We start from the raw sequence: 20860 nt of genomic DNA on the forward strand, positions 1-20860 counted from the left end.
ATCACTTATTCAGCAGCTTTTTCTTCAGGTTATAAAGCCCGTCGGAAAGGTCCACCTTGTACAGGTGCGGACGCTTGATGCGCTTGAATTCGTCCCAGAAGGTTGCCATGTCGGCGCGCGCGTATTCCTGTATCTCCTTTAAGGAGGGCGAGGTATAGACCTGCTTGCCGTCCTCAAATACCGGCACAAACAGCTCGCGGATCGTAAAATCGGTGAGCGTCATTTTTTTCCATGTTTCCAGCGGATCAAAAATAGTCAGCGGTTTGCTTTCGTCGATCGCTTCATCCGCAAGCATGATCAGGTCGGCGATCGCCATGCCGTCTGATTTTCCATAGATACGCACGACTTTTTTGATTCCCGGATTGGTGATCTTCCAGACGTTCTCGCTGATCTTCAGCTTAGGCGTCATTTCCCCGCCGGGCGTTTCCGCCGCGCTCAGCTTATACACGCCGCCCAGCGCCGGATGGTCGTGCCCGGTGATCATCTTGGTGCCCACGCCCCACACATCGATTTTCGCCCCCTGCTGCTTTAGGTCGGCGATCGTGTATTCGTCCAGGTCGCCCGAAGCAAAAATGCGCGCCTGTGCGAAGCCCGCCGCGTCCAGCATCTTGCGCGCCTGCTTGGAAAGGTATGCGAGGTCGCCGGAATCCAGGCGGATCCCCACCGGCTCATAGCCTTTTTCCTGCAGCTCGCGGAAAGCCTGTATCGCATTGGGTACGCCGCTTTTCAACGTATCATAGGTGTCCACCAGCAGCATGCAATTCTGCGGGAACGTTTCCGCATAGGCGCGGAAGGCTGTCAGCTCGTCCGGGAAGCTCATCACCCAGCTGTGCGCATGCGTACCTGCCGCCGTTGCGCCGAACATCTGCGCCGTCAGGACGTTTGAGGTAGAACTGCAGCCCCCGATGAGCGCCGCACGCGCACCGTATATCCCCGCATCCGGGCCTTGCGCCCGCCGCAGGCCGAACTCCAGCACGGGATCGCCCTGCGCCGCATAAACGACGCGGCTCGCCTTGGTCGCGATCAGCGTCTGGTGGTTGACGATATTTAAAAGCGCCGTTTCGATGAGCTGCGCCTCACAGATGGGGGCGCATACCCGCAGAAGCGGTTCCATGGGAAACACGACCGTCCCTTCGGGGATCGCCATGATCTCTCCTGTGAAGCGGAAATCTTTCAAAAACTCCAGGAAATCCTCCCCGAACAGGTTTAGCGACCGCAGGTAAGAGATATCTTCTTGTGCAAAGGAGATATTGTTGATCAGCTCGATCACCTGTTCCAGTCCCGCGCATACCGCATAATTGGTTTCGTCTCCCTGGCGGCGGAAAAACAGGTCGTAGACCGCTTTATCCCTGTGCTTTCCTGCCTTGAAATAACCGTACATCATTGTAAGCTGGTAAAGATCCGTCATCATGGTCAAATTTCTCATGGTACACACCTCATGAAGATAAAATTTAAGGGCGGAAAATCCCGCCCGGCTACATTTGTCTATGCTTCCTTTTTCTTGAAATCCTGGCAATACTGCCCTTCATACAGGACATTCGGCTTATTGCGCTTCCTCATTGCAAGGATATAGACCGCACCGATCGCGATCAGGACTATGGATAAGAACTGCGAAACGGGCATGCCCGGCCACAGCTGCAGCGTGGAAATGCGGATGCCTTCGATCCAGAAACGGCCGATCCCATAGCCGATCAGGTACATGGCGAACACATTGCCGTCATGCTTTGCACGCCGCGCATAGATGAGTAATAACGCAAGAACGCCTAAGTCCCACATGCTCTCGTAAAAGAAAGTCGCCTGCACCCATTGGTTGACGATCATTTCCGTTCCCGTCCAGCGCTCCTGGATATACACCGCGTACGGGAAAAACTGGAGGTTGGGATCGGTGACCACATTGCCGAACGCTTCCTGGTTGACAAAATTCCCCCACCGTCCGATGGCCTGCCCTAAAATAAGCCCGGGCGCGCACACATCAAGCAAGCGTCCCAGCGGAAATTTTTTCCATTTAGAAAGGATCAGCGCGGCAACGATGCCGCCGATGATCGCACCGTAGATCGCAATGCCCCCTTGCCAGACCGCAACGATCTGCTCCGGGTGCTGGGAAAAATATTCCCATTCAAACGCCACATAATAGATGCGCGCGCCGACAATGGAAAGAGGCAGCGCCAAAATCATAAAATCGATCAATAACTCCGCGGTATAGCCCCTGCGCTTTGCTTCAAATATGGCGAGCGCCACACCCGCAACGATCCCGCAGGCGATGATGATGCCGTACCAGGCAATATTGAGCCCTTCTATGCCGAACAAATTATGTATTGCAATGTTATCAATCATTTTTGCTATGCCACGTTATGCGGTTTCGATCTTTGCCGCATCCTTCAAATCCAATTCTTCGATCGCCCACTCGCGCATTTTATACTTTTGTATCTTGCCGCTTGCCGTCATTGGGAAGCTGTCCACAAAGCGGATATAACGCGGCGCTTTGAAACGGGAAAGGCCGTTCTTGACGAAATCGACCATCTCTTCTTCCGTCGCCGTTTCGCCGTCTTTTAGAATGACGCAGGCAAGCACCTCTTCCCCGTAGCGCTTGTCCGGCACGCCGATCACCTGCACGTCGCGCACCTTGGGATTTGTGTATAAAAATTCCTCGATTTCGCGCGGGTAAATGTTTTCGCCGCCGCGGATGATCATATCCTTTAGGCGCCCGGTGATCTTGAAGTACCCGTCCTTGTCCATCGTACCGAGGTCGCCCGTATGCAGCCATCCGTCTTTATCGATCGCCTGCGCCGTCGCCTCCGGCATTTTATAATAGCCTTTCATGATATTATATCCGCGGGCCACGATCTCTCCCTGCACGTCAAACGGCGCGTCCTCGCCCGTTTCCGGGTCGACGATCTTCGCCTCTACGCCCGGTATTTTCTTCCCTACCGTCGCCACGCGCACTTCGATCGGATCCGTCGTCGTCGTCATCGTGATGGCGGGAGAAGACTCCGTCTGTCCGTATGTGATGGTGATCTCGCTCATATTCATATCGGTCATCGCGCGCTTCATAAATTCGATGGGGCACGGCGAACCTGCCATGATGCCCGTACGCAGCGTGGAAAAGTCGTATTTTTCAAAATCCGGATGGTCGAGCATGGAAATGAACATCGTCGGCACGCCATGCACCGCGGTACATTTTTCCGTCTGGATCGCGTTCATGACCTTGACCGGGTTAAAGTGGTCGATCAGCACCATCGTCGCGGCATGCGTATACGAGGCCATAACGCCGAGCACGCATCCGAAGCAATGGAACAGCGGCACATTGATACACAGGATATCGTTGGGCGTAAATTTCATGCAGTCGCCGATCGCCATCCCGTTGTTGACGAGGTTGTAGTGCGTCAGCATGACGCCCTTGGGAAACCCTGTCGTACCCGACGTATACTGCATGTTAATCACGTCGTGGATGTCCAGTTCGCTTTTGCGCTGCGCAAGCTCTTCCGGGCTCACCTTCTCTGCGAATTCAAACAGATCGCCCCAGGCGAACATGCCCGGCTTGTCCTCTTTGTCGAGAAAGATCACATTTTTCAAACAAGGCAGCCTTTCCGACTTAAGCTCGCCCGGCTTACATTCCTTAAGTTCCGGGCACAGGCCGTAAATATGGTCGACATAATTGTTGTCCCTTACCCCCTGCATCATAATGAGCGCCTTAGTATCGCTCTGCTTTAAGAGGTACTCAAGCTCAAACTGCTTGTAATTCGTATTGACCGTGACCATGACCGCCCCCATCTTGGCGGTCGCAAACTGTGTAATGATCCATTCCGGGTAATTGCTCGCCCAGATCGAGACCTTATCGTCTTTTTCGATCCCCATGCCCATAAAGCCGCGCGCGACCCTGTCGGTCAGCTCGTCGAACTCCTTATAGGTATAGCGGATTCCCAAATATGGCGCCACCACCGCTTCATGATCCGGATAGCGCTCCGCCTGTTTTGTGAGCAAATCCCCAATCGTTATCTTCATCAATTCAGACATACATCCGCCTCCCTGAAACCTATTCAAAACTTAACCAATATATTTTATCAAATAAGTGCTGTTTCCGCAACCTGCGGCGCAAAATTTTAGCGCGACCTAAGGAAGGTCTGGTACGTTTCGGCAAGCCCCGTATCAAACGGCGTATATCTAAACCCAATCGCTTCGCTGATTTTGTTCCCGTCGTAGAGCTCGTCGGCATCGAGCGGGAACGGCAGAGGGATATTCTCGCGGTAAACTTCCTCCACCGTGACGTTCCTTCTCTTGAGGGGCCGGCCTGCCAAAGCCCCCAACAGCTCCGTCAGGCTTTGATACGAGACACGCTCCGGCCCGGCAAGGTTATACGTTTGCCCGTATACAGCCGGGTTCGCCGCGCACCCCATCAGGATACGCGCGATATCCTTTACATAGACGAAGGAAAATGCACAGTGTGAATCCACAGGGAACGGGATCTCCCGATCCTTTTCCATCAATTCAAAATAATACGACTCACGCGGCGCATAGTTGAAGGGCCCGTACACAAAAGCAGGACGCAGGATAGTGTACGCTATCCCGCTTCCTGTACACACTGCCTTCAATTCTTTTTCCAGCAGCATCTTGCCGTACGCATATTCCGCGCCGGGATATTGCCCCTGCTCTGTGATCTGCGGCGCGTCCTCCTTTTTCGGAGCGCCCGCAGACGGCGCAAACACGCTGCAGCTGCTGATGTAGATGTATTGCTTTGTCCCGACCGGCAGGCTTTGCACCGCACTGCGGACATCCCCCGGATCGTACGCGCAAAAATCAATGACCGCATCAAAGGGCACCTCGCCCGCAAGGGCATCGCGCATCCCCTGCGCATCGTGCCGGTCTGCGCGGATTTCCCTGATTTTCCCATTTTTGAGCGGAAAACGCCCGCGATTCAATACGCACAATTCAAAATCCGTTTCACGCGCCGCCAGGATGGAAAACACGCGGCCGATAAAATAGCTTCCCCCGATCACCAATACCCTTGCACCCATACGCCTTTTCTCCTTCACTGCAGCAGTTCTTCCAATGAACCGACCACCCTGTCCGCAAGGGACAAGTCCTGCTCGCCGGAATCCGGATTCTTAAGACCGATCGCATACAGCCCCGCCGCTTTCGCCGCCTTTACGCCTGCGGCGGAATCCTCAATCGCAATGCCCTTATGCGGCTGTACCTCAAGCGCCTCGCAGGCGTTCAGGTAAACGTCCGGCGCCGGTTTACCCCGCCCCGCATCCTCCGCGCTCGCGAGCGCATCGAAGTAGTCCCGGATGCCTGCGCTTTTCAAAGACAGCATGATATTCTTTTTTGACGAGGAAGAAGCGACCGCCAGCTTCCTTTTTTTTGCACTGATCATGCCAACCAGTTCCCTTACCCCCGGCAGCACCGGCGGGTTTTGCGTCGTTTCAAAATAGCGGGATATCCCGTCCACATAACGCTCGATCAGTTCTTCTACCGAATACGGTATCTGGTACCGGCGTTTGATCTCTCCCCAGCAGTCCTGTTCGCATTTTCCTACAAAATTCTCATTGTAGTCCCAGGTCTCAAGCTCGCCGCCATACGGCCTTACCATATCGTTCAGGATGTCCATATGGATCGGCTCGCTGTTGATGATCACACCGTCCAAATCAAAAATAACCGCATCGTAACCTTCTAAAAAATTGTTGCCCATTTCTTTCTCCTGTCGTAAATTTCCCTTATCCAGTATAGTGAATCCGCCGCATTTTTGCAAATAAAAAAAGCCCATGCCATAAAGGCAAGGGCTTGTGGCAGCCGAATAAGGATTCGAACCTTAAATGAACGAGTCAGAGTCGTTAGTGTTACCGTTACACCATTCGGCTATCTATAAAATATGACCCAAAGTGCCGTACGCTTTGAATCCTAACACCCGCCTCTCGGCAGGTGGGTATCCTGCTCCCAGCTTTAGGCTTCCTGCGCGCAGCAGACGTGCTCACCGCTGAAAAGACGCTGGATTCCCGGATTTAGAATGTGGGTTTAAAATACAAAGCATTACGCACACTTCAGGAAATCTTTTTTCCGTGTATTATAATATCATAGCCCCCCTTCGTTGTAAACCCTCATTTGCAAACTTTCTCACTTCTTTTTTCTTTCTTGAAGACGTTCTATAAATATGTACTTTTCCTATCAGGTATGCTATTATAAAAGGAACAAAATTTTGGGGGAAATCAAATTGAATAAGCTTAAACCTTTCTTAAAGCTGATTGCCGCTTTACTGGCGGTTGTATTTCTGGCGGCGGGCTGCTCGGCGGCCGGCACTGCCTCGAAGCTCGATCCTGACAATCCTGTCACTTTGGAATTATGGCACTACTATAATGGCCCGCAGAAAATCGCTTTTGATAACCTTGTCGCCGAATTCAACGAAACAGCCGGCCTTGAAAAGGGAATCATCGTCGAGGCATTCAGCCAAGGCAGCATCGACGAACTGCTCAACAAGGTGGTGGACGCTTCCAATAAGAAAGTAGGCGCCGACGAGATCCCTGATATTTTCGCGGCCTATTCCGATACCGCATACGCGGTCGACCAGCTCGGGCTGGTTGCCGATCTCGACCCTTACTTCACCAAGGAAGAACTTGATGCATACTTCCCTTCTTATATAGAAGAAGGGCGGTTCGACAAGGAAAAATCCTTAAAAATCTTCCCTATCGCAAAATCTACGGAAGTGATGATGGTCAACCAGACCGACTGGGATAAATTTGCCCAGGCGACCGGCGCTACGCAAGACGACCTTTCTACCATCGAAGGCGTAACAGCAACAGCCGAAAAGTATTACGAATGGACGGACAGCTTAACCGATACGCCGGACGACGGCAAGGCGTTTTTCGGCAGGGATGCTGTCGCAAACTATATCATCAGCGGGATGAAACAGCAGGGCGTCTCCGTCTTTGACGTGGGCGACGACGGCAACGCCACCTTCAATTTGGACGAAACGGCACTGCGCAAGATCTGGGACAACTATTATGTTCCCTACATCAACGGCTATTTCGGCGCATACGGAAAATTCCGTTCGGACGACGCCAAAACCGGTGATTTGATCGCATTGATATGCTCCACCAGCGGGTCGGCCTATTTCCCGACCGAGGTCACCATCAATGATGATGAAAGCTATCCGATCGAATGTACGGTTCTGCAGAACCCTTGTTTTGAAGGGGCCGACCGCTACAGCATCCAGCAGGGCGCGGGCATGGTCGTCACCAAATCAGACGAAAAAACCGAATACGCCGCTTCCGAATTTTTGAAATGGTTTACCGATGCCCAGCGCAACATCGACTTTTCCGTTGGTTCCGGTTACCTTCCCGTCAAAAAAGAAGCAAACAACGCGGAATTGATAAAGAAAGCGTTCTCTTCCAGCGAGGAGGAGCGCAACGCCCCGCTCGAGGCTTCCATCCTTACTTCTATCGAAGAAGTAAACAACGACCAGCTTTATACGAGCACGGCCTTTGAAAACGGTCTTGCGGCACGTAACGCCTTGGAATACGCCCTCATAGACAAAGCGAAGGCAGACCGTGAAGCGGTCGAAACCGCGATGGTAGGCGGCATGGGACGCCAGGAAGCCGTCGCCGTTTACGATACGGATGACAATTTCAAGGCATGGCTTGATGAACTGAAACAAAAGTTAAACGACACCCAGAAATAAACCGGCAAAAGAGCGCTGGCACAAGAGGTATCTATGTCCGTTAAGGTCAAAGAAAAATCTATTTTCCGGAAATTCATGATTCCCCTTTTGATCATTATGGTCATCCAGGCGCTCTTGTTTGCGTGCATCTTTTTATTCGGCGGCGCCATCCGCCACTTAAACAGCAATTCCTTTGATATCCTGGCAAGCCGTACCTTAAGCCGCAAAAACTACCTGCAAAACGAAATGGTGCAGCATTGGGCCAATCTGGATTATTTCGCGGACACCATTACTGATAAAATCGATACGCTCCTTACGGAGAAAGGTATTTCGCCCGCGCAGCTTACGCGCGCGGACGAAACGCAGGTTTTGGGCGCGGTCACGGACGACCTTGTTTCCATGCTGCGGGAATGTGGCGTCAGCGGAACCTTTTTGATCCTCAATGGGCAGGACGGCTCCGCGACAAAATCCGGCATCTATTTTATAGATATGGATCCTGCCACCAATTCCGCAGACAATTCGGATTTGCTCATTGAGTATGCGCCTTCCTCCGTCACCAAGCAACTGGGCTTCCCCCTCAACAGTACCTGGAGCCCTGATTTTACATTGGATCCGGGCGATCCGAAAAGCGCCTACTACTACAAAGCATTCGACGCTGGAATGTATTACCCTGACGTGGACGTCAAAGACCTTGGGTACTGGAGCTTGCCCTACCGGGTTTCCCCAGATTCATCGCAGAACGTGATCTCTTATACACGGCCGCTCCGTACGAAGGACGGTACGGTGATCGGCGTACTCGGCACAAGCATTTCAACGGATTATATCGCTTCCCTGCTGCCCTACGAGGAGATCAACATGAACGGTAAAGGTTCCTACCTCCTGGGCATCGGTACTGCCGGTTCCGGAACATTGGCCAATGTTCTCACGAGCGGCCCCATGGCAAAACAGTTCATCGGCAGCGACCCCACAACGACGCTGGTGGATAAAAGCGATTACGACGGGATATATGAGCTGGCGGAAAACGAACGCGTCACCAGCGCTGTTTACGCCAACGTGCAGCCTTTGCGCCTTTACAATACCAATACCCCTTTCGAGCAGGACCAGTGGGTACTGTCCGGCTTCATCGAGGGACGTTACCTGCTTGATTCTTCCTTCCAGGTGATTGTGATGGTGCTTATTTCGCTTGGCGCCGCCATCGTGTTCGGGCTGATCTGCATCAACGTCGTCGGGCGCAAGCTGACACGCCCCATCTCGTCTTTGGTGGGTATCATGCGCAATTCCAGCGCACAGCTGCCCGTGGTATTTCCCAAAACGCATATCACGGAAATCGACAGCCTTGCGGATGCCGTGGAGACTTTGAACCACGACGTTTCGGAGGCCGCTTCCAAATTATCGCAGATCATACAGGCTGCCAATATTCCCATCGGCGCCTTTGAGTTTTTCCCCGCGACGAACCAGGTACTGATCACCGGGCGTTTCTTCTCCCTGTTCGGCCTTCCAGAATCCGACCTGAATTCGTATTATATGCCGGCTTCGGAGTTCAGGAAGCAAATGGATACCTTCGCGATCCACCGTGAGCGCAATGCAGAACCCAATACCTACATTTATAAGATCGTCTTGGGGTCGGGCGATGTGCGCTGGCTCCGCTTGAAGGTGATCAATAAAGGAAGCGCCTCCCTCGGCGTGCTTTCCGATATCACGCAGGAAACGCTCGAAAAGCGCAAGATCGAATATGAACGGGATTACGACCTGCTGACCAACCTGTTGAACCGCCGCGCCTTCCACGCCTATATGCAAGACCTGTTCCGGCATGCTACCGACATCAAGACCGCGGCTTTCATGCTTTGGGATCTCGACAACCTTAAGTATGTCAACGATACCTACGGGCACGATTACGGCGACACCTATATCCGCAAGACGGCGGACGTACTGAAACAGTTCATGATGCATAACAACGCCATCGTTTCGCGTATGTCCGGGGATGAGTTTTATATTTTCCTTTACGGATACGATAGCAAAGACGAAATACGCCGGATCATCAATACCGTCAAAACGAATATGGACACCACGCTGATCAGTCTCCCGGGATCCGCGGAATCGCGTATCCACGCCTCCGTGGGCGTAGCATGGTACCCTGACGATGCCGCCAACTATTTCGACTTGATCAAGTATGCCGATTTTGCGATGTATACAGTCAAAAACACAGGAAAAGGCCGCGTGGCGGAATTTGACCGGGCGCTTTACAACCGCGACGCCTTTCTTCTGCACGGCAACGAGGAGCTGAACCTGATCCTCGAGCAGGAATCCGTCGATTACGCGTTCCAGCCCATCGTCAATGCGAGGAACGGCGAAATTTTTGCTTACGAAGCGCTGATGCGCCCTACTTCGCAGATGCTGGTCACGCCTGCCGACCTCCTGCGCATCGCACATTCCCAGGTGCAGCTGCACCGCGTGGAAAAGCTGACGTTGTTCAGTTCGATGCGTTCCTTTGCGAAATATCCCGATATCGCGGCCAAACGTAAGATTTTTATCAATACCCTTCCCAGCCAGATTTTGGATGAAGAAGACCTGCTCGCTTTCCGTGAAGAATTCAGCGGTTTGCTCGACCGTATCGTTTTTGAGCTGATGGAAAGCGAACACCTGAATGAATCCTTTACCGCGCAAAAGCTGCGTTATGTCAAAAAGTGGAATGCGCAGGTCGCGATCGACGATTACGGCGCAGGCTACAGTAACGATTCCGCCTTGCTGTCCATCCATCCGGATTACGTCAAGATCGATATGTCGATCATACGCAACATCGATACCGACCAGAACCGCCAGATGCTATTGGAAAACCTGCTTGCCTACCTGCACAACAGGAATATCCTCACCATTGCCGAAGGCGTTGAAACAGCCGCGGAAATGCGGAAGCTGATCACCTATGGGATTGACTTCATGCAGGGCTTTTATCTCGGCACGCCTGAGCTTGTGCCTGCTGCGGACAGTCCGCGGGCCGAAGCTATCCGAAAATATTTCTCTGAAGAGCATCCTGGCGATCCTGTGCCATAAGCGGTAAATTGCAACGAAAAAGCGCGCAGCCTTTCCGGTTACGCGCTTTTTCTTATCCCCAGATGTATTGGTTGTGATCATTTATACTCCCTGCCGCTTGAGGGTAGCGTCAACAAAGCCCTTTGCACGCGGGATATCCCCTTCGTCCAAATGCTCGATGATGAGCGGGATATTCGGATGGAATTTGCCGAGCAGCTTCATATACAGATCGTAATTGAGAACCCCGAGCCCCGCCGCCGGCAGCTCAACCGCCCCGGAACCCCGGAAGCTGTGGGATTCATCCGCATCGATATCCGCGTGCTTTTCGCCCGTGTCCTGCGCAAGCTTGATATCCTTTGCGTGCGCAATCACCATCTTATCCTCCAGCGCGTTGAAAATACGCTCAAGCTGTCCATCCACGTCGTTTATATTGTCCTGGTTAAAATAATTCGTCGGGTCGCATATCAGCTTTAAGTTAGGCATGTTCACATCTTTAAAAACACGCTGTATTTGCTCGATGGAGCCGATCACGTTGTTCACGTAATTCTCCATGATAAACGCCGCGCCTACCTCGCGCCCGAACTTTGTCAGCTCATAGATGGCCTCGCACGCCTGCTCATACGCCTGCTCCGTCGCATTTTTGTCGTCCCATACCCAGTCGCTGTCTTTGCAGTATGTGCCTGTCTCGCTCGCCACATACGGGCTGCCGAGGTCGAGCGCACGCTCCATCATGCTTTTGATATAGTCCATATTTTTTTTACGCTGCAGCGGATCGCTATGCACAAAATTCGTGTACGCAGAGACCGCCACGACGGGCAGGTTCGCGTCGCGGAACTTATCGCGGATCATATTTGCCTTTTCCTTGGTCAGCGTTTCTTTGGCCGCGTCGCAGTCTTTAAAGGACACATCGAGCTGCACGCATGAAAACCCGCCTGCTTTGATTTTTTTGATCGTATCGTCGATCGTTTCCGGATAATATCCTGTAAAAATGCCTGTCGCAATCATTTGCCTTTTCCCCTCCTTAACCGATGATCTCGCTTAAATAAACGGTACGTTCTTCCTCGATGGATTGATAGCACGCTTCCACACAGGCGATCGTATTCACGTTGTCTTCCGCGCTGATCTCCGGCTGCGTACCGTCTTCCACCGCGCACAGCAGGTTCGCCATCGTCCCCACGAACGCGTCCGGGAACCACTGCGTATCCCATTTCGGCTCGATCCACTCATCCGGGCAGGATTTACACGTCAGCTTTAAGGTGCTGCCCGCAAAACCTTCGCGTTTATGCCAGCCGAATTCACCCTCCGCAAAGCCGTCAAGTCCCTCTACGCGCCAACGGATATAATTGTCTTTCTTACAAGGCTTTTCCGGCCATGCCCACACATCGTCGAGGCTCGTAGCCATCATACCGTCCTTATATTGATAAGTAAACTGCACGATGCCGTCTGTGTGCTCAAACTTTGTACGCGGGTCTGTGCGGCATACTGCGGTGATCTTTTCCGGATCACCGAACAGGTAGCGGAAGATGTCTACATGGTGGATGCCCATAGAAAATATCTCCAGCTTGTTATACGCGCGCAAAAAGCCCTGCCAGTCAGGGATCGCCCGCATGTCGATGGTCGCCAATACCGGCGCTCCGATCAGTTTCTGGTCTAAGATATATTTCATAGCCCGCATGGACTGGTCGTAACGCATGTTGGAATTAACCGCGATGGGTATTCCCGCGTCCTTGCCGAGGCGTACGATCTCCCTTGCATCCGCAAGCGACATCGCGATCGGTTTTTGGCACAAAATACCTTTGATGTGTTTTTTGGTGCAGATATATCGAACCATTTCAAGCTGTACATGCGGCGGTACGGCGATGTCGATGATCTCGATCTGCGGGTCGTCGACCATATCGTGCCAGTCCCCGTATATCTTCTCAAGGCCGTGCTCGGCGGCGACGTCCTTACTCTGCCCTAAATCCAGCGAAGTGATCGCGTACGGGTGAAAACCCGCCTTTTTGTAAGCGACAAGATGGCAGTTCTTCACGATGAAGCCCGCGCCAATGATACCGATCTTATAATCCTTTTTTTGAGGGAGCTTCGGCAGCGTCGCCTCTTCCAGCCTTTTTACCAAATCCTGCATATTAGCCTCCTATTTGTACCGTAAGTCCCATGTTTTCGCCCATTTCCTGATATGGCGTTAACTCTTCTTTTGAAACCATCTTGGCGTCGTCCATCGTATATTTCCAGCCGAGCTGCTCGTACTTGCGCCGTCCCAGCGTGTGGTAGGGAAGCAAATGGACTGTTTTCACGCCGCATTTTTTTACCAGTCCGAAGATCCCGCGCAGCGATTCCTCGTCATAGTTGAAGCCCGGGATCACCGGGGCACGTGCGATGACGCGATCTGCCCCTTTTGAAACCGCGTACGCGAGGTTTTTCAGGATGAGTGGCAAGTCCCCGCCCACCGCCTGTTTCAGTTTATCCGCATCGTAATGCTTGATATCGAATAAAAAGGTATCAATGTACGGCTCCGCCTCGATAAACTTTTCCTCTGAAACATTGCCCGTCGTTTCCACCGCGGTGTTAAGTCCCGAGCGTTTCGCCTGTTTCAACAGCTCCAAAAAACCGTCGAACTGGACGAACGGCTCCCCGCCGGAAACCGTCAGGCCGCCTCCTGTCGTATCATAATAGTCCTTGTCGCGCAGCACGGTTTTTAAGATATCCCCAACATCCATACCGTCGCCCGCATACACGATCGCCCCTGCCGGGCAGTACCTGCCGCATGTCCCGCATACCACGCACCTATCGCGGTCAAAAACCGGCTTTCCTTCCTGCATCGTGACCGCGCCGTGCGGGCATACGCGCGCGCATGTGCCGCACATTGCGCATTTGTGTTCCATATAGCGGAGCTGCCGTTTCAATTTTTGTGATTCCGGGTTTGCGCACCACGGACAGAAGAGCGGGCATCCCTGCAAAAAAACAGTCGTCCGTATCCCCTGTCCGTCGTGTATCGCAAACCGTTCGATCTCTAGTGTTTTTAACTGTTGCGTCATGTTTTGTTATGCTTCCTTATCGTCGTAAAGTACCCTGCTCATCAGTTCCTGCTGGATATCCGGTTCGAGGTCTACGAACACCGCCGAGAACCCGCTCACGCGCACGATGAGGTTTTGGTGGTTCTCCGGATGCGCGACCGCATCCTCAAGGTCTCCCTTGTTTACCACCGTGACCATCAGGTGGCAGCCGCCCTTTTTAAAATACGTCTTGAACAGCGCCTTGATCATCTCCCTGTTCTCATTGAACATAGACGGGGAGAATTTGATGTTCTGTACCGAACCGCCGTGGTATTTGGCTTCAAACTTCGCCAGCGAGTTGAGCATCGCCGTGGGGCCGTTGGTATTGGCGCCGCCCTGCGGGTTGTTGGCCGGGTTCATGTACTGCCCGCTGTAACGCCCGTCAAGGGAAGCCGCCGTCTTTCTGCCCCATTCCGTATTGAGCTGGTTGTTGGAGATCACGATCAGGAAATACTGCATCCCTGCCGCGATTCCCCTGTCGCGCACGCCCTGCGAGACAAAATGGTACAGGTCAAGCGCCATGCCGTCCGCGGTATCGAGGTCGTTGCCGTATTTGTCGCATTCCCAGCAATCCTTGCGTATCTGGCCGTAGCCCTCGAAATTTTTAAGCGCCGCCTCGTTCAGCTCCTTGAGCGTATACTTTTTCGTATCGTATACGAGGTGCTTGATAGCCCACAGCGCGTCCGACGTGTTGATGTTGCCGTATGTCTCGTTCGTACCGCCGAGGTAGCGTACCCCTCCGTCTAAAAGCGCCTTACCGCGCGCAATGCAGTCGTCCGTCAAAATGCTGGTGAACAGGAACGATACCTGCTCGTTCATCAGCTTGTACGAATATACCTGCGCGTCGACCGCAAGGTCGAAGTAGTAATTGAGCAGCTCCTTATAGTTATCGTACAGGTCGTCAAACGTCTTAAACTCGCTCAAAGGTTTGATCTTCACCGGGCCGCATTTTTTCTGCCCGTCCATTGGGTCTACGCCCTCGTTTAGGGTGATCGTCAGCAGCTTTAAAAGGTTCATGCACACATTGGGCGTGCCCGTGCTCTGTCCCTGGATGACGAACTCCGTACAGCCGAACGGCACATACTGCTCCGCAGCCTTCTCGTCTATGCGCATACCGTACATAACGGCAGGCACATTCACATCGTCGTTGTAAAGCGTCGGATAGGTAGCGCCCGCTCCCAGCGCGTCCAGCGCTTCATCCCAGATCTGGTCGGACATATCCTCCGTGATGCGCAGCGTGAACTGCGGCTCCACATAACGGCAGTTTTTTGCCACTTTCATCGCGATGTGCAAAAATACATCCGCCGCCTGTGGGTTGCGCCGTCCGCGGCCGCCCACAATGATACGCCCGTTGACCGTCGTCCGGCGGTTTTCGATCATCGTCCATAAGGATTTTACATATTCATAAGCTTCATCCTCGGTGATCAGCCCCGTCTTGAGGTCATGCTGCAAAAACGGCCCCATATAGTCGTCCAGGCGGCCGTAGTTGATTACGCCCGCCAGCAGCGCATACAGCCAGAAAAGCTGCAATGCCTGGTGGAACGTTTCCGGCTTGTCGGTTTTCACCTTTTCCAGGCTGTCCCAGATGGTCTGAAGCTCTTTTTTACGCTTCGCGTCCGCGCCTTTCATATGGCGCCACGCCATATTCTGCAAATGCTCCGCGCATGTCACGAACAGGTCGAGGCACGCAAGCGCCGCCGTATAAAAGTGGTTGTCCGGCGATCCTTTCATCTTCTCCTGTATTTCTTTTCTCAGGCCGCCGATCCCAAGATCGATCAGCTTCTGGTAATCGAGCATCATACCCGACAGGCGCGCCGTCGCGATCATCGGATAGTTGACGTCGATAAAACGCCCGATGGTATCTTCGGTCAGTACGTCCTTGCAGTAAAGCGTTTTTACGTCGTGATCGAGCCAGTAATCGTACAGGGCGTCCACACGCTTTTTCAGGCTTTCATCCGCAAGCTCCTCTTTAAAAGCAAGCAGCTTGCTAAATACGCAATAGTGCCCTACCCCGCCCAGCGATGTGACGCAGCCAAAACCAATGGGCAAAAAGTCGATCCGCCCGATGATCTTATCCTCCGGTTCTATTTCGCGAAACAGCGTCGGATAAAGTACTTTCAGGCATTCCACTTCGCGCGTTTCTTTCGCCTGCCCCGTGAACGCCTGATGCGCTGCCGTATACTGTTCCATGATCTCTAGTTGTTTTTCAAGTGGTTTTTCGCAGGGAAGTTTTTTACTCACTTCCACATTCTGCGCGCCGTTCACGTCAAATTTTGCCATGCTAATCGCTCCTTCCAAGTTACGCTCACTCAGTTCGCTTCGCGGGTGAAAATTACATTTCCCCCGCGCGCCCCTTTTGCTTAAGGATGTTTCCCTTCGGCTTCCACTTCACGAAACAGATTCATTCCTGACGAACGTAACATATGTATCTTCGTACCTTAGTGCTTTTTGCGTTCCGCCTCGCGCCAGTTGTCCTGGTAGCCGCCCAGCAAGTCTACAAAGCGTTTTGCGGTCAGGTGCGGCCGTGTGATTGCGCTGCCCACCACAACGGCGTGCGCGCCCAGATAAATACATTTCATTGCATCTTCCGGCGTATAGATGTGGCCTTCCATCACCATGTACGCTTCATCGCCCATTTCGCGGCACATACGCGCAAACTCGCGCAGGTCGGGCAGCTCGATGTGCTTTGTTTCCTTCGTGTATCCGTAAAGCGTCGGCCCTACGATATCTGCGCCGTTATCGATCGCGCGCCTCGCCTCTTCGTAGTTGGAGACGTCCGCAAAGAGCATCGCTTCGGGGATCTCCTTTTTAACGATAGGCAAAAGCTCGTACGCCGGTTTCCCCAGATGGTTGATCTGGTTCGTACAGTCCATGGCGATGATCTCCGCGCCCGCTTCCCATACCTGCACCGCAGCTTCCAGTGTCGGCGTGATGAACACGTCCGTATTGTCGTGCCAGATCTTGTATAAACCGATCATCGGCAGATCCACTTTATCCTTGATGGAACGGATCTGCTCCGGGGTGTTGGCACGGATACCCACCGCGCCTGCCCATTTAGCGGCTTCCGCCATCTTTACGACCATCTCTTCCGAATAGATCGGGTCGTCTTTTTGCACCTGGCAGGACACGATCAGTCCGTTTTTAAATGATTCCAATATTGCTTTTTTTCTTGCGTCAGTTGTTTTCATCTTCACTTCTCCACATGTTTTTTTTATCAAAATTATGATAGCTTATTTCTATATTTAGTATATACCTACCCTATGACAATTGCAATCTGTTTTTATCATTTTTTATCATTTATTTACAAAAATTTTGTGCACATTTGCTTGTATAATCATCTTTTCACTTATCATTTCCGATCATCCCAGTAATCAAAAAAGACTCTCCACAAGTGGAAAATCTTTTTCTCACAGCCATATGCCGCTTTATCTTCTTTTGTATTGCAGCCATCCTGCCGCCAGCGCGATGCACAATCCTGCATTGCCCGCCAACAAAGCAAGAGGTATAAGGCTCCTCGTATCCCGCGTCAGCGGGGCTTTGGGACGCGCCTTGCCGCCTTCCTCCCCGCCGTCGCCGCCTGTTTCCTGCGAGGACGCCGGTTCTTCCTTTTCCCTGACCTCAAAGACGATGTCAGCCGTTTTGGTTCCGTCGGCAGCACTGACCGCCGTTGCCCTGACCGTCCCTTTATGGCGGGCAGCGAACAGTACGACGCTTTGGCCGCTCTCGCTCACCCTGTTTTTGAGCTCCACCGCGCCGAGGTCTCCTGAAAACTGCCAGTATACCTTGCCGCCATTGCCTGACGGCTGCTGCACAGTGGCTGCCGCCACCGCGTTTCCACCGGCCTCAATGCCTGTCGTTTGTGCATGCGCGGCAATGGATATGCCTGTATCGAACCCGGATCCCGCTTTCAGCAGCACGCTTTCGCTGCTCCCCATTGTTGCAAACGTCCAACAGGTCGGCGGATTCCCTTGGCTTTTTACGGACGTGACCGCACCGATGTTCCGCAAATCAAACGCCGCAGGCAAAAAAGCAGGCACAGCGCCATCTTCACCGGCAAACGCCCCATTTTGTATTTCCGGCAAAGACATCGTTTGCATGGTATCCGCCTGCACTCCCGCAGCATCCCCGCCCGTTTCCTCCGTCACGATCGCATCGTCCCCCGCCGCTTCGTCGCAGGCATAAACTTTGATGCAATTATTGGCGGAAAGCTCTTGTGAAATATCCTGCCATTCCCCGCCGTCTATGCGCAGGAAGCTTTGTCCCGCCTTAGCCGTCGCGCGGGAGGCATAACCTGCCGCGGGCCTTTCCAGGGCGGCCGTCACCTGTTTCCCGTCGATGTTTTTCTGCCTTACCGTCACGGAAAATTCCGTCCCCTTTTCCAGCCTGATCCCTTCCCGCACATCCACCGTATAGTACCCTGCATGCTGATGGACGCCGCTTGCCGCAGGAATCTCTTCCCCGTTGATCCCGATCCAAATATCGTATTCCTGCTCCATGCCCAATGCGTAAAACGATACGGACTTGAGCGTCTGGCCGGAAGATGCCGTAAAGACATTTTTCGCCCACATTTCGCCGCCCCCAAACGGGGCTTCCCCATCAATGAACCCGGTATAGCCGTATGGATCGTGCATGTACAACACGTTGACATCCTGTCTGCGCGGCTCTGCCTTCATCACGGCCGCCGGATTATTCGAAAAATATCCGCTGCAATAGGAGATATAGAAATACCCCTCCTTCCCCCTTGTTTCGCCGTAGCTGTTTTTCGCGAGGAATGCGCCGTCGTATTCAGGAACATATTCCTCTCCGCCTACCTGTACCGCAAATTGCTCTTTGGGGATGCTGTCGTCCCAGCCCACGATCGTGACCGCATGCCCCGAACCGTCCGTAAGCTCCGGCGGATGGTAAAAATATGTTTTGTTTTCCCTGTAATATTCCTCTTCTTCCATGATGCCGCAGTAAAGCGCGCCATATGTATAGATCGCATTTTTATAATAGCTATTGTCAAGGGCGTCCATGCGCTGCGGCAGCAGGAGCATGTCCTTGAGGCGGTACGCCGCTATGCCCGTATGGTAAAAGGAATCCGACCGGTCAACGATATCATCCTCGGTGTAATAGAGTACATAGGGATCCTGCTGTTCCGTCAGGTAGCCATCCCAGCGCGAGAGGCAGGCCGCCGACGTATAGGCAGCCGCAGGGCTCAAGATGTCCCCGCGCCGGCCCCGGTCAAAGGCAAATCGTGAATCCGGGTGAAATGCAGCATTCACCAGGTTATATTCGGAAAAATCATAACGATCGCTTTCCAAAGCCGATATACTTAATCCATACTCTGCCTTGGAATACGAATGGTCTCCGCTTTTTACCATTACATAATAGGTTCCCGGTGCCAGGTAACGCACAATCCTGACATCGGTGCTGTCCATGACAACGTCAATCTTATTCCAATCTCCGTCAAAAAGCCGCAGCTCATACTTATAAAAGAAGCTTTCATCCTGCGGCTGTGTGAGCACGAGCTGCGTTCGCCCCCCCTGCGGCAAAGCAAAAGAATAATAATCCAGGTCGCTTCCATTCGATATCGTCGCGCGGATATTTGCAGGAATCGTGATTGGCGCCGCCTCTTTCAGCGTATCGTTTGGTTCGTATGCATCGACGCCGTCCGTACCATACCAGGCCTGCGCTATTTCACCATCCTGGTAGCCTGCCGCCTTTGCAAATGCGTTGACCTCCATACCATCTGCAATCGTTATAGCATCCGTATACAGCGTTCCCGCGGTAAAGGGATCGGCGCCGTCCGTGGTATACCATATTTGTGAACCCGGAGTCGTGCAGGCGAGCCCTATCTGGGTACCGTCCGTATAAAAGCCGCTGTCCGGAGCAAAGGTTACCGGCGCGCATAATACCTGCGTAAACTGTTGTTCTGTAATATTTCCCGCTTCCGTATCAAGGTATGCGCGCGCTTTCAAAAGAAAACCACCCGCAGTATGCGCCTGCGCGATATCCCCCGCTAAAAGCGGCGTATCGGGGTCATATATCTCGCTTGTTTCCGTTGGGTCGGCGCCGTCCAGCGTATATCGAACAACAGCGCCCGGCGTCGGACATATCAGGTAGATTTCCGTATCGTCATAAAGTGTCCAGGAAGAGGCAGATATTTCTACTTCTTCTACCGTGTTTGGCTGGGCAAATCCCACGCCGCCGCCCAGCAGCAGGCAACATACGGCCAGCAGGGCCGCCAGACGCATTATTTTGCTTTGCCTTGTTTTGCTCATTTACCTTTTCCTTTCGGGTTTCCCTGTACCCATTATACGGCAGCCTGAGGATCTGTGTCCACAAAAAAGCAGGATGCCTCACGGCTCCTGCCCTGTCACGCTTTATACGAACACAATATTATCCGGCATCTCGCCTTCCGGCGGGCTGCCATTGCACACCACCGTGGAAAAATCCGCGACTTCCGCAAACTTCAGGAACCCGCGCACCTGCAGCTTGCTGTCGTCCATCAGCAGCACGCAGCGGTCTGTATTTTCAAGGGCGATCCGCTTCATCAGCATACTTTCCGTCTCCGTCGTATAAACGACCCCCTGCTGTGCGTCGATCCCCGTACAGCCGATGAATGAAAGGCTGAAATGGAACTGCTTCAACACGTCCTGCGCGATCGGGCCGACCGTCATGCTGTAGTAAGGCAGGAATTTCCCTCCCACAACGATGATTTCGGCTGCCGGGTTAGTTACCTTGCGCAGGATCAGTTCGTTGCATGTAACCAACCGGATCCGCTTATTCACCAGGTTTTCTGCCAGAGGTACCATGCTCGTTCCCGCATCGACAAAAACGCAGTCCCCGTCCTCCACGAGGCCGGCGGCGTATTTTGCCACCCGGCGTTTTTCATCCATGTTGATGGATATTCTTTCCTTCATTGTGAGCTCTGCGTCCTCAAGCACCTCTTCCAGTGCCGCGCCGCCCTGCACACGCCTCAATTTTCCTTCCTTTTCCAGCTTCTCAAAATCCCGGCGCACGGTGATTTCTGAAATGGAAAGCTCCTTGGCGATCTCTTTTAAGTTGATGATCCCCTTTTCATTCAAGCAATTCATGATGTACAATTTACGTTCAGAAGCAATCATTTTCTTATCCTTCTCCCCACCTG

The 20860-nt window shown here is 52.9% G+C and carries 14 protein-coding genes, 1 tRNA gene and 1 other RNA gene; 2 read left to right on the forward strand and 14 right to left on the reverse strand.

Features of this window, described 5'->3' with window-relative positions:
• Position 1: 1 nt before the first annotated feature.
• From BN6471_RS10325 to ssrS, 7 genes are all read right to left on the reverse strand, one after another.
• A complete protein-coding gene (locus BN6471_RS10325; protein WP_066648616.1) occupies positions 2 to 1426 on the reverse strand; it encodes a nicotinate phosphoribosyltransferase in 1425 nt (474 codons plus the stop codon).
• Positions 1427 to 1485: 59 nt separating this feature from the next.
• On the reverse strand, positions 1486 to 2334 hold the full coding sequence (lgt, locus tag BN6471_RS10330; protein ID WP_066648618.1) for a prolipoprotein diacylglyceryl transferase: 849 nt from the start codon (positions 2332 to 2334) through the stop codon (positions 1486 to 1488).
• Between the two features lie 15 nt (positions 2335 to 2349).
• On the reverse strand, positions 2350 to 4014 hold the full coding sequence (locus BN6471_RS10335; RefSeq protein WP_066648621.1) for an AMP-binding protein: 1665 nt from the start codon (positions 4012 to 4014) through the stop codon (positions 2350 to 2352).
• 86 nt (positions 4015 to 4100) lie between these two features.
• The gene (locus BN6471_RS10340) at positions 4101 to 5012 is read right to left on the reverse strand and encodes an NAD-dependent epimerase/dehydratase family protein (RefSeq protein ID WP_066648624.1); all 912 of its coding nucleotides are present in this window, start codon (positions 5010 to 5012) and stop codon (positions 4101 to 4103) included.
• A gap of 14 nt (positions 5013 to 5026) precedes the next feature.
• Positions 5027 to 5686 (reverse strand): HAD family hydrolase, encoded by a 660-nt coding sequence (locus BN6471_RS10345; protein WP_066648626.1) that lies wholly within the window; start codon positions 5684 to 5686, stop codon positions 5027 to 5029.
• 95 nt (positions 5687 to 5781) lie between these two features.
• A tRNA-Gln gene (locus BN6471_RS10350) sits at positions 5782 to 5855 on the reverse strand.
• Between the two features lie 9 nt (positions 5856 to 5864).
• A non-coding RNA gene (gene ssrS, locus BN6471_RS10355) (6S RNA) lies at positions 5865 to 6045 on the reverse strand.
• 160 nt (positions 6046 to 6205) lie between these two features.
• Here ssrS and BN6471_RS10360 point away from each other — a divergent pair.
• Entirely contained in the window at positions 6206 to 7669 is a 1464-nt protein-coding gene (locus BN6471_RS10360) for an extracellular solute-binding protein (RefSeq protein ID WP_242861859.1), read from the forward strand.
• A 33-nt stretch (positions 7670 to 7702) separates the two neighbouring features.
• Positions 7703 to 10696 (forward strand): bifunctional diguanylate cyclase/phosphodiesterase, encoded by a 2994-nt coding sequence (locus tag BN6471_RS10365; protein WP_066648637.1) that lies wholly within the window; start codon positions 7703 to 7705, stop codon positions 10694 to 10696.
• A gap of 81 nt (positions 10697 to 10777) precedes the next feature.
• Here the strand turns inward: BN6471_RS10365 and BN6471_RS10370 are convergent, their stop codons facing one another.
• The 7 genes from BN6471_RS10370 to BN6471_RS10400 form a co-directional block, all read right to left on the reverse strand.
• Complete coding sequence (locus BN6471_RS10370; protein WP_066648643.1) at positions 10778 to 11680, reverse strand: sugar phosphate isomerase/epimerase family protein; 903 nt, start codon at positions 11678 to 11680, stop codon at positions 10778 to 10780.
• 16 nt (positions 11681 to 11696) lie between these two features.
• Complete coding sequence (locus tag BN6471_RS10375; RefSeq protein ID WP_066648645.1) at positions 11697 to 12800, reverse strand: Gfo/Idh/MocA family protein; 1104 nt, start codon at positions 12798 to 12800, stop codon at positions 11697 to 11699.
• Between the two features lies 1 nt (position 12801).
• Positions 12802 to 13710, reverse strand: coding sequence for a glycyl-radical enzyme activating protein (locus BN6471_RS10380; protein ID WP_066648647.1), 909 nt, complete (start codon positions 13708 to 13710; stop codon positions 12802 to 12804).
• Positions 13711 to 13716: 6 nt separating this feature from the next.
• A complete protein-coding gene (locus BN6471_RS10385) occupies positions 13717 to 16008 on the reverse strand; it encodes a pyruvate formate lyase family protein (protein WP_066648656.1) in 2292 nt (763 codons plus the stop codon).
• Between the two features lie 158 nt (positions 16009 to 16166).
• Entirely contained in the window at positions 16167 to 16916 is a 750-nt protein-coding gene (locus BN6471_RS10390) for an N-acetylmannosamine-6-phosphate 2-epimerase (RefSeq protein ID WP_066648659.1), read from the reverse strand.
• A 237-nt stretch (positions 16917 to 17153) separates the two neighbouring features.
• Positions 17154 to 19991, reverse strand: coding sequence for a lectin like domain-containing protein (locus BN6471_RS10395; protein ID WP_066648660.1), 2838 nt, complete (start codon positions 19989 to 19991; stop codon positions 17154 to 17156).
• Positions 19992 to 20093: 102 nt separating this feature from the next.
• On the reverse strand, positions 20094 to 20837 hold the full coding sequence (locus BN6471_RS10400; RefSeq protein ID WP_066648663.1) for a DeoR/GlpR family DNA-binding transcription regulator: 744 nt from the start codon (positions 20835 to 20837) through the stop codon (positions 20094 to 20096).
• Positions 20838 to 20860: the final 23 nt, after the last annotated feature.

Source organism: Christensenella timonensis, from assembly GCF_900087015.1.
GTDB classification, from domain to species: domain Bacteria; phylum Bacillota; class Clostridia; order Christensenellales; family Christensenellaceae; genus Christensenella; species Christensenella timonensis.

Bases quoted from the DNA above. Each gene is read 5' to 3' on its own strand.
- BN6471_RS10325 (WP_066648616.1), bottom strand. From the start codon at position 1,426: ATGAGAAATTTGACCATGATGACGGATCTTTACCAGCTTACAATGATG.
- lgt (WP_066648618.1), bottom strand. From the start codon at position 2,334: ATGATTGATAACATTGCAATACATAATTTGTTCGGCATAGAAGGGCTC.
- BN6471_RS10335 (WP_066648621.1), bottom strand. From the start codon at position 4,014: ATGTCTGAATTGATGAAGATAACGATTGGGGATTTGCTCACAAAACAG.
- BN6471_RS10340 (WP_066648624.1), bottom strand. From the start codon at position 5,012: ATGGGTGCAAGGGTATTGGTGATCGGGGGAAGCTATTTTATCGGCCGC.
- BN6471_RS10345 (WP_066648626.1), bottom strand. From the start codon at position 5,686: ATGGGCAACAATTTTTTAGAAGGTTACGATGCGGTTATTTTTGATTTG.
- BN6471_RS10365 (WP_066648637.1), top strand. From the start codon at position 7,703: ATGTCCGTTAAGGTCAAAGAAAAATCTATTTTCCGGAAATTCATGATT.
- BN6471_RS10370 (WP_066648643.1), bottom strand. From the start codon at position 11,680: ATGATTGCGACAGGCATTTTTACAGGATATTATCCGGAAACGATCGAC.
- BN6471_RS10375 (WP_066648645.1), bottom strand. From the start codon at position 12,800: ATGCAGGATTTGGTAAAAAGGCTGGAAGAGGCGACGCTGCCGAAGCTC.
- BN6471_RS10380 (WP_066648647.1), bottom strand. From the start codon at position 13,710: ATGACGCAACAGTTAAAAACACTAGAGATCGAACGGTTTGCGATACAC.
- BN6471_RS10385 (WP_066648656.1), bottom strand. From the start codon at position 16,008: ATGGCAAAATTTGACGTGAACGGCGCGCAGAATGTGGAAGTGAGTAAA.
- BN6471_RS10390 (WP_066648659.1), bottom strand. From the start codon at position 16,916: ATGAAAACAACTGACGCAAGAAAAAAAGCAATATTGGAATCATTTAAA.
- BN6471_RS10395 (WP_066648660.1), bottom strand. From the start codon at position 19,991: ATGAGCAAAACAAGGCAAAGCAAAATAATGCGTCTGGCGGCCCTGCTG.
- BN6471_RS10400 (WP_066648663.1), bottom strand. From the start codon at position 20,837: ATGATTGCTTCTGAACGTAAATTGTACATCATGAATTGCTTGAATGAA.